The following is a 25,829-nucleotide window of genomic DNA, read 5'->3' as shown; positions in this document are numbered from 1 at the left end:
ATTTGAACGGAAAAAGGGGAGCCCGGGCGCGGGTTCAGGCCTGGCCTGAACGCTCGCGAACCCAGTAGGCCGTCGCGCCGCAGACCGCGGCGGGCACGACAAAGAGGTTGAGCACCGGGACCATGGCGGCCAGCGCCACCGGCAAACCGAAGCCCATGGCCGACAGGCGCTTGGCCGCCAGCATGCGACGCAGGTTGCCAAAGCTGACCCGGTGGTTATCGGCCGGATAATCGACATACTGCAGCGCCATCATCCAGCTGTTGAACAGGAACCAGAGGACCGCCGATACCAGATTCACGACAGGCACCAGCCCCAGAACCAGCAACAGGATCGCCCGGGGCAGGTAGTAGAGGATCTTCTGGACTTCGCGCCCGAGTGCCCGTGGAATGTCCTTGATGATCTGCGCCCAGCCACCGTCGACGGCCACTTCCTGGCCAGTGAGTTCCTTTTCGGTCAACTCGGCGAGATAGCCGTAGAACGGGGAACCGATCAGGTTGGCAACGATCACAAAGCCGTAGGCCATCATCAGCAGGATGACCACGCCATAGAGCAGCCAGAACAGCCAGTCGAGGGACTGCAGCCAGTTCCAGTCGGGCAGCCAGCCCATCGCCATGGCAATCAGGGCACTGAAGCCGTGGGCCATGAAATAGAACAGGGCAGCGAACAGGATGATGTTGAGGACGATCGGAATGATCACGAACAACCGGAGGCCGGGCCGGCGGATCAGCCGGAACCCCTCTCCCAGGCAGCCCAGGCCTTGAAAGAAATTGCCCTTAAGCATGTCAGTCTCCTCCGGTTTCCTGGCGCAGTTCCGGCCGGAAGCCCCTGACGAATGCAAGGCCCCCTGGCGGAATTCGGGCGCAGAGCATACCATGACCGGCTCATTGACCATACCCGCCACAACCCCGGGAGCATCGATCCACACCATGACCGACCTGCTTCGCTCGCTGATCCATCAAACCCGCCTGTGGCGCGCTGCCCTGTTCGTGTCGATGGCCGTCATCCTTTGGCTGGCGACGGCGCAACTGGACCATCCGATCGAGGTCTCCAGCTGGGACAAGATCAACCACCTGGTGGCCTTCATCGAGGTCACCCTGCTCACCCGCCTGGGCTGGCCGCAGATGAAAGCCCTGCACGTCGCCGTGGCCATGCTGGGTTTTGGGGTGCTCATCGAGATTGTCCAGTTCCCCCTGCCTTACCGGGAAACGTCGCTGCTGGATGTCTTTGCCGACAGCCTGGGTATCGCTGCCGGTCTCATCCTCTGGCGCTTTACCGGCGCCCGCCTTTCGGCTGCCTCGTAGGAAACCCTCCAGGATCTGTGTAGGAAATATCGCACACCCACGTAAGAAATGGCGATTTTGTGCTGTGGGAGTGCTACAACAGCGCCAACCTTAAATTTGTATCTTAATGTTATTTAAGGGTATTCAAATTCCATGACGCAACCGTCACATTTCTACAGGAACACCGTCACACGAAAATCATATTCAGATTGATATAGTTCAATTGTCAGGAAGACAGGGAAAGGACGATACACGGAGAAGTTCCTCACAGGATTGTGAGGGGAAGCAGGGAACAAACGGACTTCACGCTTAAGGGACTCTAATTACTGGATCGCTGGCTCGGACGCCGGCGCCACGGAGTTGGCCAGGGACTTCAAAACGCGACAGGGTGTCTACGCGCGCAGGGATGCGAATACCCGTTCCGACAAAGGGCAACATTTGTTGCCCTTTTTTTATGCCTGCACCGTCGCCCCAAAGCCGACGCCTACCTATCCGCCTGATAGATACGCACGCGGTTGAACTCCTCGAACTCGTGCAGGTCCGGCCAGGTGCGGGCCTCATGCACCACCTGCAGGACGTAGTGATCGTCCCCCAGATCCTTCACCCGGGAATCCGCCAGCAGAACCCGCGGCGCGGCCTCGCGAAACGCCGACAGCAACGGTCGGTTCTCCGGGTCGTACAGCACATCTGCCGCGGTGACCACGTCGAACCCATCCCTGCGCCGGAGCCAGTCGTCACACAAGTCCACCTGCACGCCGTTGGCTTCGGCATTGGCCGTCACCGCGGCCAAGGCATCGCCGTCGATGTCGCAAGCCACCACCTGGCGGGCCCCCGCCCTGGCTGCAGCGATGGCCACGATGCCCGATCCCGACCCGAAATCGATCACCCGCCGGCCAGCGACCGATTCCGGATGATCCAGGATGTATTGCGCCAGCACCTGGCCACTGGCCCAGCAGAAGGACCAGTAGGCCGGCTCGGCCACCACGGCCTGGGCTTCATCGTGACTGAGCGGACCTTCCAGCACTGCGGGATCGAACAGGTACAGGTCGATGGCCGGACAACCGGCAGGGGCCGTGAGCGCCACGCGCCCCCGGCTCAGGGTGCGGCGCATGCGCGTGTTGAGGTGGTCATGGGTCTGGAGCATGCCGCATTCTAACCGGCTGATACGGGGCCGGCCATCCGTTATACTGCGCCCACCACTTCCAGACTGCTGAAATAATGTCCAGACCCGACACTCAGGATTACCTCGACCTCTTCCTCAACGACACGCCGCTGATGGATGTCCGAGCCCCGGTGGAATTCAACAAGGGCTCCTTTCCCACCGCCATCAATGCGCCCCTGATGAACGACGACGAGCGGCACCGGGTGGGCATCCGCTACAAGGAGGCCGGTCAGCAGTCCGCGATCGAACTGGGCCATCAACTGGTGCAGGGCGACATCAAGCAGCAGCGGATCGAGTCCTGGATCCGGTTCACCCAGCAGCATCCGGACGGCTATCTGTTCTGCTTCCGTGGCGGCCTGCGTTCGCAGCTGACCCAGCGCTGGATCCACGACGCCGGTGTCGACTTCCCGCTGGTCAAGGGCGGTTACAAGGCCCTCCGGCGCTTTTTGATCGACGCCCAGGAGGCCCTACTGCCGGATCTGCCGATCTTCATCATCAGCGGCCGGACCGGGACCGGCAAGACCCGGGTCCTGCTGGACACCCCCAATCCGGTCGACCTGGAGGGCATGGCCCATCACCGGGGTTCCAGCTTCGGCCGGACATTGACGCCGCAGCCCAGCCAGATCGACTTTGAAAACCGCGTAGCGATCGCCCTGCTCAAGGCAAAACACCGGTTTGGCGGCCCCGTCTTTCTGGAAGACGAAAGTCGGCTGGTAGGCCGCTGCGCCCTGCCCCACAATCTGCGCGACCGCATGGCCGAAGCACCGCTGCTGATTCTGGAGAACACACTCGAAGAGCGGATCGACATCATCCGCCAGGACTACGTCACCGACATGCTCGCCGCCTTTATCGAGCGCGATGGCGAGGAGGCCGGCTGGCTGAATTTCCGCGACTACCTGCTCAGCGCCCTGGACCGGATCCGCAAACGCCTCGGTGGCCAGCGCCACCAGGCACTGAGGGACGTGATGGTTCAGGCCCTGGACGAACAGCAACGAAGCGGCGACGTCAGCCGTCACGCCGAGTGGATTCAGGTGCTGCTGCAGGACTATTACGATCCCATGTACGACTATCAACTGAGCCAGAAAGCCGGACGCATCGCGGCCCGGGGCAGCCCTGACGAGCTTCGCGAGTGGGCGGCCAACGCTTCAGGCTGACACCCCGCCGGGCACACAACGAATCCAATAACGATCGGCGACGTACAGTCTCCGTTGAGAGACTGGCCGATAACGACCTGATCCCGCGGTGTATTTGACTCGGGATTTTCTGCTATAAAAAACCAGTAAACCTCAAGTACGCGGGGCCGCGGTGCCACCTATCCGGCGCTCCAGCAATCCAAACCGGAATTAAAGACAGCAACAAGGAGTTCTCATGGAAAACCTCTTCTCCGGCGACGGACAGGTCGCTGAACTGGCCAAGATGGCCTATGGCATGGTGATGGCGTACGCGCCGAAGGTCATTCTGGCGATCGTCACGCTGATCATCGGCCTCTGGCTGATCAATCGCTTTATCAGCGTCCTGGACAAGAAGCTGGGTGCCAAGGATCCGACACTCAACAAATTCCTGTGCGGCCTGATCGGCGCCGTCCTGAAGATCCTGCTGTTCATCTCTGTGGCCTCGATGGTCGGCATTGCCACCACCTCGTTCGTGGCCATTATGGGTGCCGCCGGCCTCGCGGTGGGTCTGGCCCTGCAGGGCAGCCTCGCCAACTTTGCCGGCGGCGTGCTGATCCTGATCTTCAAGCCGTTCAAGGTTGGTGATGTCATCGAAGCCCAGGGCTTCTTCGGCAGTGTTGTTGAAATCCAGATTCTCTACACCATCATCAACACCTTCGACAATCGCCGCATCGTCATTCCCAATGGCCAGCTGTCCAACGCCAGCCTGACCAACGTCAACGCCTACGAGAAGCGGCGGGCCGACATGGTCTTTGGCATTGGCTACGGCGACGACATCGACAAGGCCAAGGCCATCCTCAAACGCCTGGTCGAGGAAGACGAGCGCTCCCACGCCGATCCCGCCCCAAACATCTTTGTGGGCTCTTTGGGTGAAAGCTCTGTCGATATCAATGTTCGCGTCTGGACCGACACTCCGAACGTCTGGCCGTTGATCTGGGACATGCAGGAAAAGGTCAAGAAAGCCTTCGACGCCGAAGGGGTCACCATCCCTTTCCCGCAGCGCGACGTTCATTTGTATGACACCAAGGGGGAATAACCCCTGCCCCGGAGCCCGGCGCCCGCCGGGCTCCATCCATCCCGCCAGATCAGCCGTCCGTCACATTCCCCACACCCGCGCCTCGCGTTCTCCGACCGCTGAACTATGCTTGCCAGTGAAACAGGTGGCCTTTGTCCGCATGGCGGCGCAGGGGTTCGTGCTGTCATTGCTGGTTGGAGGTTGTCTCGATGCCGGTTCAGCAATTGAAAGAATTTCTCGACGCCAAGGCAGTGCCCTACGACTGCCTCTCCCACCCTCCGGCTTTCACCGCCCAGGAGTTGGCGCATCATGCGCACGTGTGCGGTGATGAGGTCGTCAAGACGGTCATCGTCGAACTCGACGGCAAGATGGCCATGCTCGTCATGCCGGCCACCTGGCGCGTCCGCTGGGATCGGCTCTCCTACGTACTCGATACGGACTTCGTCCAACTCGCCGACGAGGACGAGTTCAAGGACCGGTTCGCCCACTGCGAGGTGGGCGCCATGCCGCCGTTCGGCAATCTCTACGGCATGTCGGTCTACTGCAGCGAGGCGCTGACCAGCCAGGCTCATCTGGTGTTCGCCGCCGGCAGTCATACCGAGTCGATTCGCATGGCGACCAGCGACTTCCTGCGACTGTCCAATCCCATGGTGATCAACCAGGGATTCCGGCGTCCGGATTCGCCACGGCCGGCCTGGCTGCGCAAAGTGTCCTAGCACAGGCGGTCCGTCGGGGTTTGCGGTGGTTTCGAACGGGCTCTAATATGAGGCCATTCGAATCAGGAAGCGGACATGACGCAAACTTTCGACGTGATTATCGTCGGCGCCGGCATGGTCGGCGCCGCACTCGCCAATGGACTGGGCCGGGCCGGGCTCACGGTTGCCCTGCTCGACCGCCAGGAACCCGCCGCCTTTGATCCGGCCCGCGAGCCGGACCTGCGGGTTTCAGCCATCAGTGCCGGCAGCGAAGCCTATCTGGAGCGGCTCGGCGTCTGGTCTCGCATCCGCAGCATGCGGGCGGTGCCCTACCGGCGTCTGTCGGTGTGGGATGCGGCGTCTCATCCCCTGAGTCGCCTGCTGCCCAGTGGTATCGCGCGGACCACGTTTGAAGCGGCTCCCTTGGGCCGTGACCACCTCGGCCACATCGTCGAGAACCGCATCACCCAACGGGCGCTGTGGGATCAGGCCGGCGAGTGCGCGCGCATCGAGCGGATGACTACGGACAACATCGTCTCAGCCGTATCGGACGACGCGCAGGTGACAGTCACCCTGGACGATGGCCGCACCCTGCACGCCGAATTACTGGTGGGCGCCGACGGTGCCCAGTCCCGCGTCCGCCAACTGGCCGGCATTGGCACCACCCGCGACCAGTACGCCCAGCAGGCGCTGGTGGCCAGCGTGCGTTACACCGGCCCCCAACAGGACATCACCTGGCAGGCATTCCACCCCAGTGGCCCACGCGCCTTCCTGCCCCTGCACAGCGATGGAGAGCACAGCTGGGCCTCCCTCGTCTGGTACGACGATCCGGCCCGGCTGGCGGCCCTCAAGCAGCTTCCGGACAGGGATTTCCTGGCCGCCGTTACCGGTGCGTTCCCGGCCGACCTGCCGCCGCTGACAGCCGTCGCCGGACGCGCCAGCTTCCCCCTGGCCCGTCAGCACGCCAAACGCTATTCCGCGGATCGGATCGCGCTGGTGGGGGATGCCGCCCACACCATTAATCCGTTGGCCGGCCAGGGCGTCAATCTCGGCTTCCAGGACGCGGAAGTGCTGCAGCACGAACTGGTGGAAGCCCGTCGTGCCGGCCTCCCGATCGCCACACCGGCCCTGCTTGCGCGCTATGAACGCCGACGGCGTCCGGCCAACCGGCGCATGATGCTGGCGATGGACCTGTTCTACCATGCCTTCAGCAATCGTCTTCCGCCGGTTCATCTGGCGCGCAACCTGGGGCTGGCACTGGCCAATCACCTGCCCTTCGCCAAACACCAGGTCGCCCGCTACGCCATGGGAATCGACGACACCCTGCCGCCGTTCCTGCAGCAACTGGTTGACCAGGCGCCGCGGCCCGCCTTTCTGAAATAGCACGGACAACACCGACAAAGGAGCCATCATGGCGGAAACCATCTTCGACAAGATCATCAATCGCGAGATTCCGGCCGACATCGTCTATGAAGACGACCAGAGCCTGGCGTTCAAGGACATCAACCCGCAGGCTCCGGTGCACCTGCTGATCATTCCCAAGGTCCGGATCGCCACCATCAACGACCTCAAGGACGATCAGGAAACGCTGATCGGCCATCTGTTCACGGTTGCGCGCGACCTGGCCAGGGAGATGGGGTTTGACGAAAGCGGTTACCGGGTGGTGATGAACTGCGGTGAGCAGGCCGGCCAGACCGTGTTCCATATCCACCTTCACCTGCTGGCCGGCAAACCGCTGGGCTGGCCGCCCTACACGGATCGCATGAAGCAGGCCTGACGTCTGCGCAGGCGCAGCGGGCCGGCTCCCGACCCGCTGCACACTATTTGATCCCGTACCGTTCCAGAACTTCGGCCTCGGTCAGCATCGGCGTCTGGTTGGCAAAGTCGTAATAGCCCGGCTTGCTGTCGATGAAGATCTGGTTGCCCATCGCGAAGTCCGTTCCCGTCTCGAAAAAGCCGGCCGTCATGGCGTATTGGCCCGAGCCTTTGAACTTGTAGAACAGGTGCGTGCCGCAGCGGTTGCAGAAGCCCCGCTCCGCCCAGTCCGAGGAGGTGTAGACGGTCACGCTGTCAAGCCCGGTGATCTGGACGTCCTGACCGCAGTGCACGGCCAGCAGCGGCCCGCCACCCCAACGGCGGCACATGCCGCAATGACAGACCTCGACCCGGTCACGTCGTGGCGCTGTTATGCTGACGGCGCCGCACAGGCACTGCCCCTTCATGATCTGTGTGTGCTCCATGCTCACTCTCCCGATGATTCGCCTGCTGGTATGGAATCACTATAGCGCGGGCGCCGCGTTGGCGATGCCGAAAGGAATGTGCACCATCGGAATCGCGCCGCCGGCGGATGACAGGTGACTTTTCTGGTCGTCGAAGAACATATGCGGGCGCAATACTGCGAGAATGCGCTCCTTGGTCATACCACCCAGGAAGAAGGTTTCGTTGGCGTTCACGCCCCAATGCTCCAGCGTGGTGACCACCCGTTCGTGCGCCGGGGCATTGCGGGCGGTGACAATCGCCATCCGCAGGATCCGGCGGTAGTCGGCGCTTTGGTCCACCGCCTCGTCCTCCAGCGCCTGCAGCAACGACAGCTTGCGGAACAGGTCCGCCAAGGGCCCCGGGTTCAGCGGCACGTCGGCCTGATCCTGCTCGTGCCGGTGAAAATCCGCCAGTTCGCCCTCTTTGTAAATCCGCTCCGAGGCGTCGTCGGCAATGACGCCGTCGAAGTCGAACGCGATACGCAGCTCCCCGTCGCTGTCATCGTCCACTACCGCCGAAGGCAGCACCAGGCCTGCCGGATAGCCTGCCTCGACCGCATGCCGGATATCCCCCTGGTTGGCGGACAGAAACAGGGAAGCGTTGAATGCCGGAATGTAGGGGTACGGCGACTTGCCCTCCAGAAAGGCGGCCCGGGTAATATCCAGGCCGTGGTGGCGGATCGAACGAAACACCCGTTTACCGGTGATCGCCGAATTGCGGGACAGCAGGATGACCTCCACCGGCCGCTCTTCGGCAAAATGGCGGTTGATGCTCAGGAAACGTCGCACAAAGGGAAACGCCACGCCCTTGCCCAGCGGAACGTCCAGGTGTCGCTCCTGGTAGTGGCGATAGGCGTTGGGCCCCTCCTCGCGAAAGACGGCGTCGGATTCGCTCAAATCAAAGAGCGCGCTGGACGCCACCGCAATCACCAGTTTCTGTTCGATTGGAAACGGCATGCCTACCTCGGCTCATTCTGTCTCTTCGGCAGGATAGCCGAACGGTGACCTTCAGACCCAACGATGGATCCTGTTGAAGCGCCTCGTAATTTTTGAACATGTATCAAGTCAGTAACAAAAAAGATCGGCGTTTTTTAGAAATAAGACCTCTTTAAGCGACTCCCTGACTTTATTTTTAAGGTCTTTGTATGTAATTTTACTAACACTTTTGCAAATACGCCTCAGGGCTACACCCCTAAAAAATTGCAAAAGGATGAGGAGCCGCAAGCGGGAGTGGCTCGCAGAACCCACGTCCTCCGGGAAGAAGGACAACCCGCGTTGCGCTCCATGTCTGACTAACAACAACACCAGGACAAAGATCATGAGCGATAACAACAAGTTTCCTCTGCTCCGTCGCCATCAACTGGCTGCCGCCGTCGCGGCCGTGATGGTTTCAACCTCTGCCGCAGCTGTCGATTTCCACGGCTACTTCCGTTCCGGTATCGGTGACACCGTTGGCGGTGGTGACCAGGCCTGTTTCAAGGCTGCCGGCGCCGGCGCCAAATACCGTCTCGGTAACGAGTGCGAAACCTACGCTGAAATCCAGATGGGTGATGAAGTCTACAAGGAAGGCGACACCAGCTTTTACGTGGACTCCATGATTGCCTACGTCACCAACCAGGAAAACGACGGTGAATTCAGCTCCGATGGCAACGCCAATGTGGGCGTAAGGCAGTTCAACGTTCAGGGTAAAAACGTCATTAAATCCCTGCCGGGCTCCACACTCTGGATCGGTAAGCGCTATTACCAGCGTCATGACGTGCACATCAACGACTTCTACTACTGGGATGTTTCCGGTCCGGGTGTGGGCCTGGAAGACATCGACGTAGGGACCGGTAAGCTGCATCTGGCCTGGACCCGGTCAACCAACAACACCGTCGACACGGACATTACCGACGATGAGGACGTGACCAACGACATCATCGACATTCGCTGGACCGATCTGCCGGTTAACCCGGGCGGAACCCTGGAAGTCGGTTTTGACTATGGCAACGCTAACCTGACCGACGAACAAAAGGATGCCGACATTACGGCCGACAAGAGCGGCTACCTGGTCACCGCCGAGCACAAGCAGTCCGATTTCCTGGGCGGCTACAACAAGTTCACCCTGCAATACGCCACCGACTCCATGATCAACGGTACCGGTAAGAGCAACAGCCTCAACGACGGCAAGATGTTCCGGGTCATCGATCAGGGTGTGATTCCCGTCGGTACCGAAAACCTGCAGATGTTCTATGTGGGCATCTACCAGAACAACGACTTTGAAGACGACTCAGGCGGCCAGTGGATGTCAGCCGGTTTCCGGCCGACCTATTACTGGAATGACCTGATGAGCACGGCGGTCGAACTGGGTCTCGACAAAGTGAAGCCGGATGCCGACGGCGAAGACGACTACGACCTGCAGAAAGTGACCCTGTCCCAGCAGTGGGAACCGGGCCGCACCTTCTTCGCACGTCCCCAGCTGCGCCTGTTCGCGACTTACGCGCATTGGAGCGACAACTACAATGCCGCTGTCATTGCCAACGGCCCCGACCAGGATGCCATCGATATCGACGATACGGATGGCGTAACCTTCGGCGCCCAGGCTGAAGTGTGGTGGTAAACCTCCGCTAACTCTCCTTGTTGCGTCTTTTGGCGTGGGCAGCTTCGGCTGACCCACGCCTTTTTGATTCAATCGGTCTACGCGGCTTCCACGGCGGCGACACCCCTTTCACGCCACACGCGGTACAACCCCTGCATCTATTTGCGGAAATCCGTGGGCTGCTCCAGCTCAAGCACCGCATCCCCCAGTTCGTCCACCTTTTTCTGGAACAGGGCCTGGGCGTCATAGAGCCCTCGATTGTAGAAGTAGGCACCCACTTCCTCGGCGAAGAAATCGATCAGGAACTCCGCATCGAACTGGCCAATGTCCTGGTCCAGTTCTTCCCTGAAATAGAGCTTTACCTTCTGCACCACCTGTTGCTTTTCTTCCGTGGTAAATCGGATCTTTTCCATGATCGACTCCGCGAGACATTACACCGGACGCCGGGCCAGCAGGGCCCAGATGCCCGCTGCTGACAATAACGATCCGCCCATGCAGTTAAACCAGCGGCGCGAGCGGGACGAGGTCATCAGGCGTCGGGCGGACGAGGCAAACAGAGCGTAGAACGCGGCATTGAGGGCACCCAGACCCACAAACGTCGCTGCCAGCAGCCAAAGCTGGCCGTGACCCTCCGGCCCGGGTGTGACGAACTGCGGCAGAAACGCCAGGAAAAAGACGATGCCCTTCGGGTTCAGTGCCGTGACCACATAAGTGTTGGCAAACAGTCGCCAGCGGGATTGGGCAGCCACAGTATTCGGCAGGGCCAGCGGCGACACGCCCGACCGGAACAGCCGAAAGCCGAGATACAACAAATACAGGCCGCCGGCCAACTTGATGACGGTAAACCAGAAGGCGGAAGTGGCCAGCAAGGCGCCGAGTCCGATAATGGACGCCGCAACCGCCGTCGTATCGCCCAGGGCGACGGCAGCCACCAGCGGCATCGTCGCCGAGCGGCCATGGCTCACCGCGTAGCTGATCACGGCGAGGATGGTCGGCCCCGGGATCACCAGCAGAATGGTGGACGCGACCACAAAGGCAAACCAGGTTTCCAGCGACACGGGCACCTCCAGGGGATCCGCTGCACGTCAGGGGAATACCGGAAACTTACCACCCTCAATCGCCCGGGCGTACCCCTTTCAGCGACTTTGAGCCTGAACCGATCAGGAAGCCGTGCCGGGAACGTAGGCCTGGATCAGGATGGAAATCCCCACCAGCAGCGGCAGAACGGTGTAGGCCAGGAAGTGCAGGATGTAGCCGTTCCGCTTGCCCAGCTTCTGCTGCAGGATCTGCAGCTTGAGGAATTTCTCCGGCGCAAAATGACGGCCCACCAGCGAGACCAGTCCCACCGCAATTGCAAACAGACCGAATAAGAGGCCTATGTCCACCGCTGATACTCCCGTTGAAACCTGTCTGGATATGGAGCGGAGAGCTTACTAGAAGATGGCCGAGGAAGGCAGACCTGACGATCCCGTATCCGGAGAGCACCACGATTATGGCATTGTCAGGTGCGCTTCAGTACCAGCATGTCCGTGGCACCTTTCTGGAAGCGATAGGGCACCGGTTCACGCGTGACCTCCAGCCCCGCCTCCATCAGCGCCTCCGTTGCCGGTTGCAGATGCCGCGAAAGGTTGCCGTCCAGGTCAACCAGCGGGAACACCCGCACCTCGTTAGCGACCCGACACAGCTCCTGTAGCCCGGCAATATGACCGGCGGTGTCCACATGGTCACTGTAGAGAAACAGGTAATGCGAGCAAAGCGCCAATTCAAAGCGGCGATCAGCAAAGGGCAACGCTGGCAATGAGGCCGCGACGTATCGGCTGAGGGCGCCTGGGCCGGCGTAATCGGTCAGAAAATCGGCCATGGCCGCTTGCCGGGTGCGCCCCAGCGCTGCGACATCCGGTATCGTGCTCCAGAGATAGCGATCCGCCTCCTGGGTCATCTTGGCCAGGATGTCGGGGTACACGGCATCGATACGACGTCGGATGTCATCCGCCGTAAACTGGTAAACCGGGTCGCAGGAAACCACCTGACCACCCTGCTTCGACAGGGTCGCATTGAAGCTGGCCGGGCCATCGCCACAACCCAGGATGCGCCGTCCCAGATCCGCCGGTGACAAGGCAAACATAGCCCGGTACTCGTCAAACGAACGCCCCCAGGGCACCACCTGATCCAACTGCATAATGACGTATCCCTGTCTTCTCACTGAGTGATGTCGGGCATTGTACGGGGAACGGCGCCCGCCGGAACAGGCGCCGTCTTGCGAGCGGTTAGCGAATCCAGTACCCGGACAGCTCGCTTCCCGGCAGGTACGTGACCAGAACGTCGCGGCTGGTGTACAGGCTGTCGGTGCTCAGATAGCCATTGACGAGCTTGCCTCCGCATTCGGCGCTGGTCAGCCGCACCGCCACCAGCGTGCCGTCCAGCGCGAGGCTCAGGTTGCCCGCCGTATCGCAGCCGTTTGCCGACACCGTGAAATCACCGTCGGACGCTGCCGTCAGGGTGTAGAGTTCACCATCGAGGCGCACCTGATAGCGGCCCGCCAGGTCAGCCACCGAATAGTCCAGGGACTCGGCCGTACTGGCCGCCAACGTGACCGACTGGCCATCCAGGGTGCATTGAAGTGCCTCGTCGGCGGCCTGGCAGTTGCCGCCGCCAGCGAACTCGAAGGTCCCGGTTTTGGCAGCATAGCGTCCACTGTATTCGCTGCGCCGGTCCTGTTCGTCCAGTACGACCAGCGTCAGGTCATCAGCACCAATGACCGTCGCGGTAGCCAGGCGCGGTGCCCCATTATCCTGGTACACGCCGGCGTACTGGCCGACCAGTTTGTCGACGGTCGCAGCGGCATCGTCACTGTCATCGTTGTCAGAACCGCCGCAGGCAGCGAGCAGCAGGGTGGTCGCCAGCACCAGCAGCGACCGACTCAATTGTGAAATCCCGTGCATGTTGTCCCCTTACCGAGCCAGCGCGTTGAGTTTCTGGGCGGTCAGCGCCACCTTGGCGCGGCTGGCCTGGACATGGGCGTCGATGGTGCTGATGGTGATGTAGCCTTCCTGCACCCACTTGCCCTCGGCGTTGGCACTGTCGTCGTCCACCAGGCCACCGCTGAAGGAAATCCCCGCTGCACCGGCGTAGGCCGCTTCGGCCTGGGCACGCGCTTCGGCTTGAGACAACGAACTGTCCGACGCCATGATGCTGGCGGTGACGTAGCTCATCATCAGTTCGTTCTGGGACATGTCCTCGACGAACGTGGCGTCGTAGCCGCCGGCGTTCCAGGCGACGTCGGTAAAGCGGTAACCGAGATTGTTGTCCACATCGTCCGGCGTGTTGACGTTCAGACCGGTGAACGGCGGCAGCAGGGCCTCGTCCGCGGAACGGTTTGCCTCCAGTTGATCGACGATATCGACGACGATCTGCGCCACGGTCGTGGCTTTGGTGGCGTCGCCATCCGCAGCGCTCACGGCGATCGCCGGAATGCCGCGGGCAATGCTGATCATGGCCGCGCCCAGCGTGCCGGAGTTGTTGTTCATGTAACCCAGGTTGTTGCCTTCGTTGGGTCCGGAGATCACCAGGTCCGGCGCCGCGCCCCAGACTTTCGGTGCCACCACATCCAGACCGTGCAGGACCGCCATCACTGGCGTGCCCTCGGTAAAGTCCTCAAAGGCCATCGTCTCGTCGGTGTCGCCGACGCAGTATTTCTGCTGGCCAGCCTTGCTGTCGTCAATCGACACCGGTTTGAGGAAGTTCAGCGCGCCACCCTTGCCGCTTTGTCCGGTGCAGGGGGCAGACATAATCACATTATGACCGGCAGCCTGAAGGGCGCTGAATAGGGTCTGGATATTATCCGTATCCCATCCGTCGTCATTGGTCAGCAGGATGTTGAGGGCGGATGCCTGGGCGCTGAACAGCAGAGAGCCGGCCAGGGCCAGCGGCGTGAGTAATGAACGTTGCATCGATTGCTCCTGTTATGGGTTGAGAGACAGGAGCAGACTGGGTTTGGCCGATGTCAGAACCGTGAAAAAGAGATCCCTAAACGGAATGGGATCTCTCTGTCGGAGCCGATGGCGTATGGGCCAGCAGGTCCGGCGGCAGATCAATGTGATCCGCGGGCAGGGCCAGCCGATAGCGCAGGCGGGCGCTGGTTCGTTCCCGCTCGCTGACGACCAGGTAGGGTTCGGCCAGGACATCACCCAACACGCGAATCAGCTCTTCCTTGATGCGGTTGCGGTTCTGGTCCAGCGTTTTGGAACGCAGGCCGTGCTCGCGCAGATCGTTCACCGCCTTGGCATGGCCACCGTATTCGGCCATAAATTCAGCCAGCGCCTGCCCTTCCCGTTTATCCGGCCGGTTGGAGGGCGGATTGGCAAACCACCCATCGCCCTCCTGGCGCTTGCGGGCATACCAGGCGTAATGCAGCAGCGGCGTCGGCGCCAACGTCAGTGGAATGCCCCGGACGCGAGCGCGGCCCTCCTCCAGATCGAACGCCAGACGCTCGTCGCCGAGCGCGATATCCCGTGCCCGCGCGACATCGAAGTCGAAAAGATGCAGCCCGCGGATGAACCAGGCCCGTTGTCTGGCGTCCAGGGGTGGTTGAACCAGGGCAAGGTCCCGCAGTTCGGCAAAGGGCCGGTCAAAGTGCTGGCAGAGCTCGGCAAGCAGCTGGCCCTGTTCGCGACTGACACCCTCCGCCAGGGGCGCCGTCAGACGCCGGGCCTGGCGATGCGATTCGCCCCCTTCAACAAGCCGGTCGTACCAGTGCCGTTGCCGGTCGCCCAGGGGGCGTGGCAGCAACAGGATCAGCGCCAATGCCAGACCGGCGAGAGCCAGCCCCTGCCCTGCCAAGGACCACACGGCCACCTCACACGTCGGAGTCAGCCCCACATGGAACACCTGCCCCTCGTGGGGCCAACGGATATCCACCGGCGACGTCACCGCACCGGCCTCCCCCAGCGGCCCCAGGGCATCAACCGTAGCCGAGCACTCCCGGAGAACCGGCCAGGGCAGCCAGCCCTCAATACGAAGTCCATCCAGATCCGCCGCCAGTTGATGGCGCATCACCGTCATCAGTCCGGGCCGGTCATCGCCGTTGACCAGGGCCTCGTCCATCGCCGCGGGTAATGAGTTCGACAAGCGCTCAAACAGGCTGTGCTCCAGCCCCTGCCGGGCACTGACGACCAGAAGGCCTGCCAGCACCAGGGCCAGTACCAGCCAACCCAGTGCGCTCAGGAAGATACGCCGATTCATGGCGGACACTCCCCGTGAGCCGGCTCAAAGGTCGGATCGATATGGGCATAGAGCCCTTTGAAAACATCCATTTGCGCCAGCAGGGCACAGCGGAATTCAACATCGGCGGCCAGCGACCGGCTCAGGAACCAGCGCCCGGTCGGCAGGTTTTCGGCAATGGCCAGACGCCGCTCCGGCGGCACCTCCTGTTCCCCCACCCATTTAATGCCGCTCATCAGATCGATCCGCCCTTCGGCAAAGGCCTGGTAGAGCGCTCGCCGATCGGCAAAGAAATGCAGCTGCCGGTCGCTCAACGTGATGCCGGCGGCCTGGAGCTGACCCATCGGCTGCTGGAAGGAAGACTGGCTCTGACTGTCCTGAATCAGGCCCACCCGTTTGCCGGCGAAATAGCCCGCCGTCAGGCGAGGTGTGTCACCATTGCTCAGCCAGTAGACGGAGTAGTCCGGCGTTTTCTGCACGCTGTCGTAAAACCGGTCGTAGTTCGACAACAGGCCTTTCAGGACCCGCTGCCGGTTCCAGAGCAGGTGAAAGTGCTGCCTGGCCAGCTGCCGGGTGGTCAGCTGCTCCCGGGGCTGCCAGGAAATGTCCACCGCCTCGAAGCGGGCGGCGATGCGATCCGAGGCGCACAGGTGGTCGGCGAACGTCTGTGCCAGGTAGTTGGTGGTGCTCAACACACGGAACACGCCTTCCCCACCGGATCGATCACCGGTCGAGCAGCGATAGTGATCGAAGGGTCCGACCGCCACCGGCGCGCCATGCACGCGCCCCAGCACGATGGCGGTCAGAACAGACAGCAGGAGAACCAGAGCCACCAGGACCCGGTAAGCTGTAACAGACAGAGGCATAACACTCGGTATTCCGGACGGTTACCACGGAGGTTAGGCCGCTAACATGTCAGTTCCATGACAATCCCACCGCCATTGGCCCCCTCACGCATCGACCACCTGCTCAAACCCGCCAAAGATCATCCGCTTGCCATCAAAGGGCATCTTGCTCATGTCCATGTTCATGCGCGGGTCTTCCATGGCTTGCTTCAAGCCGGTATCCCGAACCGCCTTCGACGGCCACAGGATCCAGGAAAACACCACCACCTCGTCCGCCTTGCACTGGACGGCCATGGGGAAGGAGGTCAGCTTCCCTTCCGGCACATCGTCGCCCCAGCATTCCACCAGCTGCAGCGCACCGTGGTCGCGAAAAATCGCCGCGGCCTCCCGGGCCATTTTGAGGTACGCCTCTTTGTTCGTTTTGGGAACCGGCACCACAAATCCGTCAACGTAAGCCATGTCGCCTCTCCTTTGATTGTTGGGTGACAGGTATTGGTCGAACGGGTAGCCGGTATCTCGACTCTCGGTGCAAAAAAATCGACGGCAACAGGGGTGCCGGCTTCGGGAGCTAATATCCGGCGGTGGACTGCATGCCCCACAGGTGGGCGGCCACCAACGCGCGCCAGGGCGAAAAGGGTTCGAGCCAGGCTTTGGTCTCGGCTTCGGTGGGTTTTTCCGGGGTTTCCAACAGTGCCTGCAGGTTGCGGCGCACCGCAACGTCACCGTGAAGGGAGCCGTCCATCCAGCCGAAGCCTCGCATCAGGGCATAGCTGACCGTCCAGGGGCCGATGCCCTTGACCCGGTTCAGTTGCGCGCCGATAGCTTCGGCCGACGTCTCAGGCAGGGGATCTTCCAGCGGCAGATCTCCGGCCACCACCTGCTCGCCGACGGCCTTGAGCGTCGCCGCCTTGGTCCGGGACAACCCGGCCGCCTGCAATTCGGCGGCCTCGGTTTGCGCGACCCGACGGGCATCCGGCACACACCACAGGCCGCTGGAATGCGCCGCTCCGGCGGCCTGGATAAACCGCCGCCGGACGGAGACGGCCGCACTGACGCTGATCTGCTGGCCGGTGACCGCCCAGGTCAGGGCTTCAAACGGCGTGGCGGTTTGCGGCACCCGTAACCCGCGATTGCGGGCCACTACCGGACCCAACTGCGGATGGTCGAGCATCGCCGCCTCGAAGGCCTCCACAGGCTGGGTCAGGCCCAGCATGCGGCGCGTCATCTGTTCCAGCCGCGCCGGGCTGCTCTCGGGTCGGTGACCGTCCACCGCCAGCTCGACCGCGACCTGGTCCGTCTCGAAATCCAGCGTCAGGCACGCCGGCACGCCGTCCCAGAAGAGCCCCTTGCGGACTCGCTGCCCGGTGACCTGCTCGGCCAGCTGCTCGCTGTCACGGCGGTGAAAGGCCAGGACATCGTGGGCGCGAAAGCCGGCTGGCAGCGGGATCGTCGTCCGAAGGGGCGAAGGGTCACTCAACGGCGATCTCCCTCAGCGGCTCTGGCTTCGTGTTCCAGCAGACGGCGTTTGCGCTCCACGCCCCAGCGGTAGCCGGACAGTCCGCCGTCGTTGCGCACGACCCGGTGGCAGGGAATGGCGCAGGCCAGCCGATTGGCGGCACAGGCGCCGGCCACGGCCCGCACCGATGTCGGGGAACCGATGCGCTCGGCCACCTCGGTATAGCTCAGGGTCTGGCCGGGCGGGATCTGGCGCAGGACGTCCCAGACCCGACGCTGGAAAGCGGTGCCGCGAATATCCAGCGGCAGATCCAGGCCCAGCTCCGGCGCCTCGACAAAACCAACCACTTGACTCACTACGGATTCAAAATCCGGATCACCCGGTGCCAGGTCGGCCGCCGGGAAACGATCTTGCAGGTCGCGCACCAACACCTCGGGGTCATCCCCCAACAGGATGGCGCAGATTCCCGTCTGACTCTGGGCCACGAGCACGGCGCCCAGAGAGCAGGCGCCCACGGCAAAGCGGATACGGCTGTCGGGGCCGCCGGCCCGATAACGGCTGGGCGTCATTCCCAGGACCTCACTGGATTCGTTGTAGAAACGACCGCTGGAACCATAGCCGGCCGCATAGACAGCGTCGGTCACCGGCCCGCCCTGCGCCAGCGCCGAGCGCACCCGGTCCGCCCGTCGTTCAGCCGCGTAATCCTTTGGCGAGATACCGGTCACCGACTTGAAGGTGCGCTGGAGGTGAGCGGGGCTCCAGCCGACAGCCTGCCCCAGGCTCTCCAGGTCGGGCGGGGATTCCGCGGCGTCGATCAGCCGGCAAATCGCCGCCACCTTTTCCGACCGCTCACTGGCCGGAGACCCCGCCTCCGGCCGGCAGCGTCGGCACGGCCGGAATCCGGCCCGCTCGGCCTCCGCCGGCGTGGCGTGAAAGGCAATGTTCTCGGGTTTGGCCAGCCGCGACGGACAGTTGGGGCGGCAGTAGACGCCGGTGGTTCGCACGGAATAGACAAAGGCACCGTCGGCCGCCGGGTCGCGAGCCCGCAACAGGGACCAGCGCGGGTCGTTGGTAATCGCTTCGGTTGTGGCGTTGGTGGGCATCTCACCCCTCCTCTGATTCGGTCATCCTACGCCAACACTATCGCCACGGCCTACCCCGGACACTCCGTTTCTTGCGCCCGAATCCCTTCGATTCAAGAGCGACCCTGATTACGATCCAGTGAGGTGGGGAACCCACTGGGACCGGGCTCCATCCGGTCGTCCATGGCAACAAACTACGTCGCTTTAAGCGTCACATTAAACCCTGTTAACCCGGATTTCTCGGCACAGACATCATCTGGCCCTAAACTCTATGACGGTTGAATCATAAATTGCAGGCGTCGTTGCCGCTTTGGCCGGCGTCCAGACAGCGTATGACAGGAGTTAAAGCTGATGCACACAATAAGGCAGTACAACCGCCCCATCGCCACCCTGATGTCCATCGTGATGCTGCTCTTCACCCTGGCTGCCGCCCCGGCCTCCGCCAGCGTCGTCGGTACCGGCGAGTTGCTGACCCAACAGCGGGCCGACATCGATCGTGAAGACCTCACCCGCATGCTGGCCCGTGACGACGTCAAACAGGCGCTGTCCGACATGGGCGTGAGTGAGCAGGAAGTCCGGGACCGGATCCAGAGCCTGACGCCGTCCGAACTGGCCTCCTTCAAGCAGCAGTTGGCGGATGCCCCCACCGGTGAGGGCGTCGTCGGCATCATCGTGCTGTTCCTGGTGATCTTCATCATCACCGACATGCTCTGCGCCACCGATATCTTCCCGTTCATCAACTGCATCCGCTAACGCCATGCCGTCAGTGAATGCGTTCAGGGTGGCTCCGGCCGGGGCCGCCCTGCTCTTCCTGATGATCGGCCTGCTCAGCGGTTGCGCCACCACCGCGCATTGGCCGGACACCGCTCAGCTCGACCAGACGCCCTCCCATCAGTTGGACACGGTGCCGTTCTATCCCCAGGTAAAATACCAGTGCGGCCCTGCAGCCCTGGCGATGATGCTCAACACCCAGGGGGCGGACGTCACGCCGGAGGATCTGGTGGGACAGGTTTACCTGCCGGAGCGCCACGGTTCCCTGCAGGTGGAAATGGTCGCTGCCGCCCGCCAGCACGGTATGCTGGTGTATCCGCTGAAACCGACGCTGGACGACGTCCTGGCCGAAATCGACGCCGGTCACCCGGTGCTGGTCCTGCAAAACCTGCGCTTTGGCTGGTGGCCCCAGTGGCACTTTGCGGTGGTGATCGGCTACGACACCCAAGCGGATGAGATGATCCTCCACAGCGGTACGGAAAAGGCCTACCACGAACCGCTGACGGCCTTTATGGCGACGTGGGACCGGGCGGATAACTGGGCCCGGGTGATGTTACCACCCCGCGAGTTGCCCGCCACGGCCGAACCGCTGGACTATCTGGTCAGCGCCAACGACCTGGAGACCACGGGTCAGCTGGACGCCGCCCGCGACGCCTACCAGACCGCCCTGGCAACCTGGTCGGATCAGCCCGCGGCCTTGCTCGGTCTGGGTAACATCGCCTATCGGCAGCAGCACTGGGACGAGGCCACGAAGCAGTATCAGCGCCTGACCGCCGATTTTCCGCGCATCAGTGCCGGCTGGAACAATCTCGGCGAGGCCCTCGCAAAACAGGGCTGTGGTGAAGCCGCCGCCCGCGCCCATGCCTGCGCCCGCAGCCTGAAGCCGGAGCGCTATGACGACACGACGAGCGCGACTGTCGAAGGGAACGGACCGGCCGACTGCCCCGTGGTGGATTGCCCCATCCCGTGAGCGGTCGACCGGCTCCGGCGTTATGAGCCGGCGGCGTTGGGGTTGAGCAGCCGCACTAACTGGTTGCCGACCGACTCCACCGGTTTCAGGATGGCCTGCTGAATGCTGTTGGTGACGACCCGGTTATAGGCGGCCCCGGCATCGGTTTCCAGAAAATCCAGGTACTGATCGATCTCATCGATGCTGAAGTGCTCGTAGGTGTACAGATAGGCGGCGTAAACCTGCTGCTCCACGGCACCGCGCAGCATGAAGCGTTGATCCTCGATCTGCTGCTTCATCTGCTCCAGGGTCGGGCCCTGCTTGCCGCTGAAGGCGGACATGGCCGACGCCAGCCCCAGTTGCACGGCCACGGCCGTATCCACCGTGCTTTCGGTCGCCCGGGAGACGCGGTCGAAGCGGGAGAAGGTGTCGGCCCTTTCGGTACCCTCGTATTTTTTCACCAGGGATGGGCCCTGCGTCTCGATGGTCTTCCAGGCCGCCGGGCGGGACGCGGCAACTTCCGCCTGCGCGATCCGCTGGCCCAGAGGGGTCTGGTACCAGTCCCGAACCGCTTCCAGCTGGCCGTCGTCGAGTTTGCTGGCCAGATCATCCACCACCTGTTGACGGATGGCCGCACTGCTGAAGGCCCGACTGACGATGCCACCCACCATGTCGGCGACCATCGGATCCACCTGGCCGGTCTGCTTCAGCCCCTCGCGAATACCCTCGCTCATCATCGCCGGGTACTGGTCGATGATCTCGCCCAGCGGTGATTCGCTGACCACGGATTCGGACAGGGGGCTGGCGTCCGCCAGACTGCTGGCCAGCACCAGCGCCATCAGGGTCAAACGCCGCAACGGGGCCAATACATTGGGGGAAGGAATCGCTCGCATTACAGATGTGCTCCTGTTTTCGGTCCGCCCGTTATGCCATGGCGTCCCGGATGCAGCAAGGGATCTGCAGTACGATTGGATGACGGTTTGGTGAGAAAGTGGACAGGCGGCCCGACCGGACAACCGGTCCGACCGCCTCGGGCGTCACACTCAGTTGCTGACAACCTTCTCGGCTTCTTCCATCGGGGTGTGGCGCACGTCCTCACCCTTGGCCATGAAGATCACATGTTCGGCAATGTTGCAGGAATGGTCACCCACCCGCTCGAGCGCGCGCAGCACCCACATGACGGACATGCAGCGGGTGATGTTGCGGGGATCTTCCATCATGAAGGTGACCAGCGTGCGCGTGGCGGCCTGGTACTCTTCGTCCACCCGCTTGTCTTCTTTCATGATGCGCAGGGCCAGCTCGGAATCCAGTCGGGCAAAGGCATCCAGACTGTCGCGCAGCATCTGGCTCACGTGATTGCCGATGTGACGGGTCTCCACGTAGCCGCGCGGCGCCTTGCCTTCCTCGGACAGGCTCAGTGCAAACTTGGCGATCTTCTTGGCTTCGTCGCCGATCCGCTCCAGATCCGCCACCATCTTGATGACCGACAGCACCAGGCGCAGATCCCGCGCCGCTGGCTGGCGCCGGGCGATGATGCGGGTTGCTTCCTCGTCGATTTCCAGCTCCAACTGGTCGACCTGCTTGTCCCGGGCCCGGATCTCGTCGGCGCGATGGCCGTCACCTTCGATCAGTGCGTCGATGGCATCCACCACCTGCTGCTCGACCATCCCGCCCATGCGCAGGAAATCTTCCTTCAGACCGGCCAGATCTTCATTGAACTGGTGGGATATGTGATCGCCGTATACGTCTTCGTCATTCTTCATCATCAATCTCCGCTCGCAGACCTGGATCAGCCAAACCGGCCGGTTATGTAGGATTCAGTCAGCTCATGCTGGGGTGCCGTAAACACCTTGTTGGTTTCATTCACCTCCACCAGGTGGCCCAGGTGGAAATAAGCCGTCCGATCGGACACGCGGGCCGCCTGCTGCATCGAGTGCGTCACGATGATGATCGTATAGCTCTGGGACAGTTCGGCAATCAGCTCTTCAATGCGCGCGGTGGCGATCGGATCCAGTGCTGAACAGGGCTCATCCATCAGCACCACTTCCGGACTCACGGCGATGGCTCGGGCGATACACAGCCGCTGTTGCTGGCCGCCGGAAAGACCGGTTCCGGGAGAATCCAGACGGTCCTTGACCTCATTCCAGAGGCCGGCGCCGCGCAGGCTGCGCTCGACGATGTCATCCAGGTCCGATTTGCGATTGGCCAGCCCGTGGATGCGCGGGCCGTAGGCCACGTTGTCATAGATGGACTTGGGAAACGGGTTGGGCTTCTGGAACACCATACCCACGCGGGCACGCAGCTCCACCACATCCCGTTTGGCGTCGTAAATGTCCTCGCCGTCCAGCTGCAACTGGCCTTTCACACGGCAGATATCGATGCTGTCGTTCATCCGGTTCAGGCAGCGCAGGAAGGTGGATTTGCCGCAACCGGACGGTCCGATAAAGGCAATCACCTCGTTCTTGGCGATATCCAGGCTGATGCCCTTGATGGCGCGGGCATCGCCGTAAAAGACTTCCACGTCACGCAGGGTGAACTTCGGATCGTCGGCAAAAGGCTTGCCAACGGTTCGCCCCTCCAGTTCAGCGTCGTTGAAGGTGGCCCCGCCACGGGTCTCGGGCTCGTCTTTGACCGGGACGTCCTGGTCAATCGCCGAATTCATCGTATTCATACTCAAATCTCCTGTTACCACCGACGCTCAAGGCGACGGCGCAGCCAGATGGCCAGGGCATTCATACCGATCAGGAAGGTCAGCAAGACCATGATCGCGGCGGATGCCCGTTCAATAAAGGCAAGTTCCGGGCTGCCCGCCCAGAGGAAAATCTGCACCGGAAGCACCGTGGCGGCATCCACGAAGCCGGACGGGACATCCACGATAAAGGCCACCATGCCAATCAGCAGCAGGGGCGCGGTTTCACCCAGCGCCTGGGCCATGCCGATGATGGAACCGGTCAGCATGCCCGGCAGCGCCAGCGGCAGCACATGGTGCAGCACCACCTGCATCTTGGACGCGCCGATGCCTTCGGCCGCTTCGCGGATCGATGGCGGCACGCTCTTGATCGCGGCCCGGCTGGAAATGATGATGGTCGGCAACGTCATCAGCGTCAGCACGAGGCCACCCACCAACGGCACCGAGCGCGGCAGACCGAACAGGTTGATGAACACCGCCAGACCCAACAAGCCGAAGATGATCGACGGTACCGCGGCCAGGTTGTTGATGTTCACCTCGATGAAATCGGTGAATTTGTTCTGTGGCGCGAATTCCTCGAGGTAGATCGCCGCGGCCACACCGATCGGGAACGACAGCAGCAGCGTCACCACCATGGTCAGCACGGAACCCACGATCGCCCCCAGCACGCCGGCATGGCCCGGATCCCGGCTGTCGCCGTTCTGGAAGAACACGTCGTTGAAGCTGTTCTGGATGATGCCCCGTTCCTGCAGCTGATCCACCCAGCCCTGCTGTTTCTCGGACAGCTGGATGGAATAGTTGGGATCGTCGGCGTGCTTCACGTAGACGCTGACATCGTCGCTGACCAGGAACGTCATGGTCTGGGTTTTACCCAGCAGCGACGGGTCCGCTTCCAGGGTATCGCGCACCTTGTTGGCGGCGTAACTGCTCAGCAGGTGCCCCAGATCCCGATCGTCACTGTCGCCGGCTTCCGGCACGACATCGTGCAGGGCGGCCAGCAGCGGCGCCTTGAAGTCGGCCATGCTGAAGGCGTCCTTGTCGGTGGCGTCCTCCAGGTACATGGTTTTCGGGTCGAACCGGACCTCAAGGGTCATGGTGGTCTTGATGAACCCGGTATACCCCTTGCCGATGATGTCCGCGAACAGCGTCACCAGGGCGGCCAGGGCAATGGCAATCGCCAGGATGCCGTAGAGGCGGAAGCGGCGCTCCTTGCGATAGCGCCGTTTGAGGGACTGGCGGACCAGCGCCGCCTGCTCGTGATTACTCATACTGTTCCCGGTACTTGCGTACAACATGAAGAGCGATGACGTTCAGCGCCAGGGTCACGATGAACAGCATCATGCCTAGGGCGAAAGCGGACAGCGTCTTGGCGCTGTCGAATTCCTGGTCACCGGTCAGCAGGGTCACGATCTGCACGGTGACCGTGGTGACGGCTTCCAGCGGGTTGATGGTGAGGTTGGCCGCCAGGCCCGCTGCCATCACCACGATCATGGTTTCACCAATGGCGCGGGACACGGCCAGCAGGATGCCGCCCATGATCCCCGGCAGGGCGGCCGGGAAAATCACCTTGGTCATGGTTTCCGCCTGGGTGGCGCCCAGGGCCAGGGATCCGTCGCGCATGGTCTGAGGCACCGCATTGATGACGTCGTCGGACAGCGATGACACGAACGGAATGATCATGATGCCCATCACCAGACCGGCGGCCAGCGCGCTTTCGGTCGAGGCATCGAGCCCCAGCCAGCCGGCCGCATCGGCGATGAACGGCGCCACCGTCAGCGCTGCAAAGAAGCCGTACACCACCGTCGGCACACCGGCCAGCAGTTCCAGCAGCGGCTTGACGATGCTGCGCATGCGCTTGGAGGCGTACTCCGACAGGTAGATGGCCGACATCAGCCCCACCGGCACCGCCACCACCATGGCGATCCCGGAAATCAGCAGGGTGCCGACAAACAGTGGAATCATGCCGAAGGAACCGGACGAGCCGACCTGATCCGCCCGGATCGCGGTCTGCGGACTCCAGCTGGTGCCGAAGAAGAATTCCAGGAACGAGACTTTGTGGAAAAAATGAATGGTCTCGAAAATCACCGAGAAGATGATGCCTACGGTGGTCAGGATGGCCAGCCCGGCACACATGAAGAAAATCTTGCGCAGGGTCGACTCGACTTTCGCCCGCGCATTGATGTGCGGCGCGATCCGCAACCAGGCGACGAACGCCCCCAGTACCGCCACACAAATGACCAGGATGGTCATCATCAGCTTGCTTTCAGCCCGCAGAGCGGTCAGGCGATCCGCCGCACCGGCAATGGGCTCGGGCACAAATTCCGGCGACAGGGCACCGGACGCCACGTTGCTGATCTGGGACAGGATCAGGCTGGCCCGGCCCGGCGAATCCGGTTGGATGTCCGCCGGCAGCGAGCCGATCACCAACGTCTGGATCACCTTGTCCTCGAAGCCCAGCCACAGGGCGAAGATGATCAGGGCCGGCAGGCCGCACCAGAGCGACGCACGTGCCGCATAGTAGAACGGCAGCGATTTGAGGTGTCGGATGCCGCCCAGCGGGGTCGCGAGTGCCCGGGACCGGGCGTAGCCCAGCGCAAAGGCGATCCCGATCAACACCACCACCAGCGGAAACAGATTACCCGGTTGCATGTTGTCTC

Annotated in this window: 29 protein-coding genes; 9 read left to right on the top strand and 20 right to left on the bottom strand. The window is 62.4% G+C overall.

What is annotated here, in order from left to right; genetic code table 11:
* Positions 1–34 precede the first annotated feature (34 nt).
* On the bottom strand, positions 35–781 hold the full coding sequence (gene cysZ, locus EB809_RS10155) for a sulfate transporter CysZ (protein ID WP_123634699.1): 747 nt from the start codon (positions 779–781) through the stop codon (positions 35–37).
* Between the two features lie 145 nt (positions 782–926).
* On the opposite strand from cysZ, the gene EB809_RS10150 reads away from it, so the two are divergent.
* Positions 927–1,301, top strand: coding sequence for a VanZ family protein (locus EB809_RS10150; protein ID WP_123634698.1), 375 nt, complete (start codon positions 927–929; stop codon positions 1,299–1,301).
* Positions 1,302–1,764: 463 nt separating this feature from the next.
* Here the strand turns inward: EB809_RS10150 and EB809_RS10145 are convergent, their stop codons facing one another.
* A complete protein-coding gene (locus tag EB809_RS10145) occupies positions 1,765–2,424 on the bottom strand; it encodes a class I SAM-dependent methyltransferase (RefSeq protein ID WP_123634697.1) in 660 nt (219 codons plus the stop codon).
* Between the two features lie 71 nt (positions 2,425–2,495).
* Between EB809_RS10145 and mnmH the strand changes: the two genes are divergently transcribed.
* The 5 genes from mnmH (at position 2,496) to EB809_RS10120 (ending at position 7,101) form a co-directional block, all read left to right on the top strand.
* The gene (gene mnmH / locus EB809_RS10140) at positions 2,496–3,596 is read left to right on the top strand and encodes a tRNA 2-selenouridine(34) synthase MnmH (RefSeq protein ID WP_123634696.1); all 1,101 of its coding nucleotides are present in this window, start codon (positions 2,496–2,498) and stop codon (positions 3,594–3,596) included.
* A 214-nt stretch (positions 3,597–3,810) separates the two neighbouring features.
* Positions 3,811–4,650 carry a mechanosensitive ion channel family protein gene (locus EB809_RS10135; RefSeq protein ID WP_123634695.1) on the top strand — a complete coding sequence of 280 codons (840 nt, stop codon included), beginning with the start codon at positions 3,811–3,813 and terminating at the stop codon, positions 4,648–4,650.
* Between the two features lie 188 nt (positions 4,651–4,838).
* Positions 4,839–5,345: an aminoacyl-tRNA deacylase gene (locus EB809_RS10130; protein ID WP_123634694.1), complete on the top strand. Its 507-nt coding sequence runs from the start codon at positions 4,839–4,841 to the stop codon at positions 5,343–5,345.
* A 75-nt stretch (positions 5,346–5,420) separates the two neighbouring features.
* Entirely contained in the window at positions 5,421–6,707 is a 1,287-nt protein-coding gene (locus EB809_RS10125) for an FAD-dependent monooxygenase (RefSeq protein WP_123634693.1), read from the top strand.
* 28 nt (positions 6,708–6,735) lie between these two features.
* Positions 6,736–7,101, top strand: coding sequence for a histidine triad nucleotide-binding protein (locus EB809_RS10120; RefSeq protein ID WP_123634692.1), 366 nt, complete (start codon positions 6,736–6,738; stop codon positions 7,099–7,101).
* Positions 7,102–7,144: 43 nt separating this feature from the next.
* On the opposite strand, the gene EB809_RS10115 is transcribed toward EB809_RS10120, so the two are convergent.
* Both EB809_RS10115 and EB809_RS10110 read right to left on the bottom strand, forming a co-directional pair.
* Positions 7,145–7,564: a GFA family protein gene (locus tag EB809_RS10115; protein ID WP_223807907.1), complete on the bottom strand. Its 420-nt coding sequence runs from the start codon at positions 7,562–7,564 to the stop codon at positions 7,145–7,147.
* A 39-nt stretch (positions 7,565–7,603) separates the two neighbouring features.
* Positions 7,604–8,539, bottom strand: a complete 936-nt coding sequence (locus tag EB809_RS10110) for a 5'-nucleotidase (RefSeq protein WP_123634691.1) — start codon at positions 8,537–8,539, stop codon at positions 7,604–7,606.
* 361 nt (positions 8,540–8,900) lie between these two features.
* Between EB809_RS10110 and EB809_RS10105 the strand changes: the two genes are divergently transcribed.
* The gene (locus EB809_RS10105; protein WP_123634690.1) at positions 8,901–10,181 is read left to right on the top strand and encodes a maltoporin; all 1,281 of its coding nucleotides are present in this window, start codon (positions 8,901–8,903) and stop codon (positions 10,179–10,181) included.
* Positions 10,182–10,318: 137 nt separating this feature from the next.
* Here EB809_RS10105 and EB809_RS10100 read toward each other — a convergent pair whose 3' ends face one another.
* From EB809_RS10100 to ada, 11 genes are all read right to left on the bottom strand, one after another.
* Positions 10,319–10,573, bottom strand: coding sequence for a DUF2164 domain-containing protein (locus tag EB809_RS10100; RefSeq protein WP_123634689.1), 255 nt, complete (start codon positions 10,571–10,573; stop codon positions 10,319–10,321).
* A gap of 18 nt (positions 10,574–10,591) precedes the next feature.
* Entirely contained in the window at positions 10,592–11,218 is a 627-nt protein-coding gene (locus EB809_RS10095) for a LysE family translocator (protein ID WP_123634688.1), read from the bottom strand.
* A gap of 102 nt (positions 11,219–11,320) precedes the next feature.
* Positions 11,321–11,545 (bottom strand): hypothetical protein, encoded by a 225-nt coding sequence (locus EB809_RS10090; protein WP_123634687.1) that lies wholly within the window; start codon positions 11,543–11,545, stop codon positions 11,321–11,323.
* Between the two features lie 116 nt (positions 11,546–11,661).
* The gene (locus EB809_RS10085; RefSeq protein ID WP_123634686.1) at positions 11,662–12,339 is read right to left on the bottom strand and encodes an SAM-dependent methyltransferase; all 678 of its coding nucleotides are present in this window, start codon (positions 12,337–12,339) and stop codon (positions 11,662–11,664) included.
* An 88-nt stretch (positions 12,340–12,427) separates the two neighbouring features.
* Positions 12,428–13,102: a hypothetical protein gene (locus EB809_RS10080; RefSeq protein WP_123634685.1), complete on the bottom strand. Its 675-nt coding sequence runs from the start codon at positions 13,100–13,102 to the stop codon at positions 12,428–12,430.
* 9 nt (positions 13,103–13,111) lie between these two features.
* Complete coding sequence (locus tag EB809_RS10075) at positions 13,112–14,110, bottom strand: 5'/3'-nucleotidase SurE (RefSeq protein ID WP_123634684.1); 999 nt, start codon at positions 14,108–14,110, stop codon at positions 13,112–13,114.
* Positions 14,111–14,186: 76 nt separating this feature from the next.
* On the bottom strand, positions 14,187–15,401 hold the full coding sequence (locus EB809_RS10070) for a hypothetical protein (protein ID WP_123634683.1): 1,215 nt from the start codon (positions 15,399–15,401) through the stop codon (positions 14,187–14,189).
* Positions 15,398–16,246, bottom strand: a complete 849-nt coding sequence (locus EB809_RS10065) for a hypothetical protein (RefSeq protein WP_123634682.1) — start codon at positions 16,244–16,246, stop codon at positions 15,398–15,400. The genes EB809_RS10070 and EB809_RS10065 overlap by 4 nt, the downstream gene beginning before the upstream one ends.
* Before the next feature lie 84 nt (positions 16,247–16,330).
* Positions 16,331–16,684, bottom strand: coding sequence for a DUF1428 domain-containing protein (locus tag EB809_RS10060; protein WP_123634681.1), 354 nt, complete (start codon positions 16,682–16,684; stop codon positions 16,331–16,333).
* A 109-nt stretch (positions 16,685–16,793) separates the two neighbouring features.
* Positions 16,794–17,702 (bottom strand): DNA-3-methyladenine glycosylase family protein, encoded by a 909-nt coding sequence (locus tag EB809_RS10055; protein WP_123634680.1) that lies wholly within the window; start codon positions 17,700–17,702, stop codon positions 16,794–16,796.
* On the bottom strand, positions 17,699–18,784 hold the full coding sequence (gene ada, locus EB809_RS10050) for a bifunctional DNA-binding transcriptional regulator/O6-methylguanine-DNA methyltransferase Ada (protein ID WP_123634679.1): 1,086 nt from the start codon (positions 18,782–18,784) through the stop codon (positions 17,699–17,701). The genes EB809_RS10055 and ada overlap by 4 nt, the downstream gene beginning before the upstream one ends.
* A gap of 330 nt (positions 18,785–19,114) precedes the next feature.
* Here ada and EB809_RS10045 point away from each other — a divergent pair, with 330 nt between their 5' ends.
* A complete protein-coding gene (locus EB809_RS10045) occupies positions 19,115–19,516 on the top strand; it encodes a PA2779 family protein (protein WP_123634678.1) in 402 nt (133 codons plus the stop codon).
* Between the two features lie 4 nt (positions 19,517–19,520).
* Positions 19,521–20,504: a PA2778 family cysteine peptidase gene (locus EB809_RS10040; protein ID WP_223807906.1), complete on the top strand. Its 984-nt coding sequence runs from the start codon at positions 19,521–19,523 to the stop codon at positions 20,502–20,504.
* Between the two features lie 20 nt (positions 20,505–20,524).
* Here the strand turns inward: EB809_RS10040 and EB809_RS10035 are convergent, their stop codons facing one another.
* The 5 genes from EB809_RS10035 to pstC form a co-directional block, all read right to left on the bottom strand.
* Positions 20,525–21,376 (bottom strand): DUF2059 domain-containing protein, encoded by an 852-nt coding sequence (locus EB809_RS10035; protein ID WP_123634677.1) that lies wholly within the window; start codon positions 21,374–21,376, stop codon positions 20,525–20,527.
* A 150-nt stretch (positions 21,377–21,526) separates the two neighbouring features.
* A complete protein-coding gene (gene phoU, locus EB809_RS10030; protein ID WP_123634712.1) occupies positions 21,527–22,246 on the bottom strand; it encodes a phosphate signaling complex protein PhoU in 720 nt (239 codons plus the stop codon).
* Between the two features lie 26 nt (positions 22,247–22,272).
* The gene (pstB, locus tag EB809_RS10025) at positions 22,273–23,154 is read right to left on the bottom strand and encodes a phosphate ABC transporter ATP-binding protein PstB (RefSeq protein ID WP_123634676.1); all 882 of its coding nucleotides are present in this window, start codon (positions 23,152–23,154) and stop codon (positions 22,273–22,275) included.
* A 14-nt stretch (positions 23,155–23,168) separates the two neighbouring features.
* The gene (pstA, locus tag EB809_RS10020) at positions 23,169–24,440 is read right to left on the bottom strand and encodes a phosphate ABC transporter permease PstA (protein WP_123634675.1); all 1,272 of its coding nucleotides are present in this window, start codon (positions 24,438–24,440) and stop codon (positions 23,169–23,171) included.
* Positions 24,433–25,821, bottom strand: a complete 1,389-nt coding sequence (gene pstC / locus EB809_RS10015) for a phosphate ABC transporter permease subunit PstC (RefSeq protein WP_123634674.1) — start codon at positions 25,819–25,821, stop codon at positions 24,433–24,435. The genes pstA and pstC overlap by 8 nt, the downstream gene beginning before the upstream one ends.
* Between the last annotated feature and the right edge of the window lie 8 nt (positions 25,822–25,829).

The organism is Marinobacter sp. R17 (assembly GCF_003789045.1).
Lineage (GTDB): Bacteria > Pseudomonadota > Gammaproteobacteria > Pseudomonadales > Oleiphilaceae > Marinobacter_A > Marinobacter_A mangrovi.
Note: the sequence above shows the minus strand (reverse complement) of the source record. Positions and strands in the feature narration are given on the sequence as shown.

What these genes read in the sequence shown, in the direction of transcription:
- EB809_RS10085 (WP_123634686.1), bottom strand. Translation starts at nt 12,339, where the DNA reads ATGCAGTTGGATCAGGTGGTGCCCTGGGGGCGTTCGTTTGACGAGTAC.
- EB809_RS10035 (WP_123634677.1), bottom strand. Translation starts at nt 21,376, where the DNA reads ATGCGAGCGATTCCTTCCCCCAATGTATTGGCCCCGTTGCGGCGTTTG.
- pstB (WP_123634676.1), bottom strand. Translation starts at nt 23,154, where the DNA reads ATGAATACGATGAATTCGGCGATTGACCAGGACGTCCCGGTCAAAGAC.
- EB809_RS10125 (WP_123634693.1), top strand. Translation starts at nt 5,421, where the DNA reads ATGACGCAAACTTTCGACGTGATTATCGTCGGCGCCGGCATGGTCGGC.
- EB809_RS10105 (WP_123634690.1), top strand. Translation starts at nt 8,901, where the DNA reads ATGAGCGATAACAACAAGTTTCCTCTGCTCCGTCGCCATCAACTGGCT.
- pstC (WP_123634674.1), bottom strand. Translation starts at nt 25,821, where the DNA reads ATGCAACCGGGTAATCTGTTTCCGCTGGTGGTGGTGTTGATCGGGATC.
- EB809_RS10100 (WP_123634689.1), bottom strand. Translation starts at nt 10,573, where the DNA reads ATGGAAAAGATCCGATTTACCACGGAAGAAAAGCAACAGGTGGTGCAG.
- cysZ (WP_123634699.1), bottom strand. Translation starts at nt 781, where the DNA reads ATGCTTAAGGGCAATTTCTTTCAAGGCCTGGGCTGCCTGGGAGAGGGG.
- EB809_RS10115 (WP_223807907.1), bottom strand. Translation starts at nt 7,564, where the DNA reads ATGGAGCACACACAGATCATGAAGGGGCAGTGCCTGTGCGGCGCCGTC.
- EB809_RS10060 (WP_123634681.1), bottom strand. Translation starts at nt 16,684, where the DNA reads ATGGCTTACGTTGACGGATTTGTGGTGCCGGTTCCCAAAACGAACAAA.
- EB809_RS10065 (WP_123634682.1), bottom strand. Translation starts at nt 16,246, where the DNA reads ATGCCTCTGTCTGTTACAGCTTACCGGGTCCTGGTGGCTCTGGTTCTC.
- EB809_RS10080 (WP_123634685.1), bottom strand. Translation starts at nt 13,102, where the DNA reads ATGCACGGGATTTCACAATTGAGTCGGTCGCTGCTGGTGCTGGCGACC.
- EB809_RS10040 (WP_223807906.1), top strand. Translation starts at nt 19,521, where the DNA reads ATGCCGTCAGTGAATGCGTTCAGGGTGGCTCCGGCCGGGGCCGCCCTG.
- EB809_RS10070 (WP_123634683.1), bottom strand. Translation starts at nt 15,401, where the DNA reads ATGAATCGGCGTATCTTCCTGAGCGCACTGGGTTGGCTGGTACTGGCC.
- pstA (WP_123634675.1), bottom strand. Translation starts at nt 24,440, where the DNA reads ATGAGTAATCACGAGCAGGCGGCGCTGGTCCGCCAGTCCCTCAAACGG.
- EB809_RS10145 (WP_123634697.1), bottom strand. Translation starts at nt 2,424, where the DNA reads ATGCTCCAGACCCATGACCACCTCAACACGCGCATGCGCCGCACCCTG.
- EB809_RS10150 (WP_123634698.1), top strand. Translation starts at nt 927, where the DNA reads ATGACCGACCTGCTTCGCTCGCTGATCCATCAAACCCGCCTGTGGCGC.
- EB809_RS10135 (WP_123634695.1), top strand. Translation starts at nt 3,811, where the DNA reads ATGGAAAACCTCTTCTCCGGCGACGGACAGGTCGCTGAACTGGCCAAG.
- EB809_RS10110 (WP_123634691.1), bottom strand. Translation starts at nt 8,539, where the DNA reads ATGCCGTTTCCAATCGAACAGAAACTGGTGATTGCGGTGGCGTCCAGC.
- EB809_RS10120 (WP_123634692.1), top strand. Translation starts at nt 6,736, where the DNA reads ATGGCGGAAACCATCTTCGACAAGATCATCAATCGCGAGATTCCGGCC.
- ada (WP_123634679.1), bottom strand. Translation starts at nt 18,784, where the DNA reads ATGCCCACCAACGCCACAACCGAAGCGATTACCAACGACCCGCGCTGG.
- EB809_RS10130 (WP_123634694.1), top strand. Translation starts at nt 4,839, where the DNA reads ATGCCGGTTCAGCAATTGAAAGAATTTCTCGACGCCAAGGCAGTGCCC.
- phoU (WP_123634712.1), bottom strand. Translation starts at nt 22,246, where the DNA reads ATGAAGAATGACGAAGACGTATACGGCGATCACATATCCCACCAGTTC.
- EB809_RS10075 (WP_123634684.1), bottom strand. Translation starts at nt 14,110, where the DNA reads ATGCAACGTTCATTACTCACGCCGCTGGCCCTGGCCGGCTCTCTGCTG.
- EB809_RS10045 (WP_123634678.1), top strand. Translation starts at nt 19,115, where the DNA reads ATGCACACAATAAGGCAGTACAACCGCCCCATCGCCACCCTGATGTCC.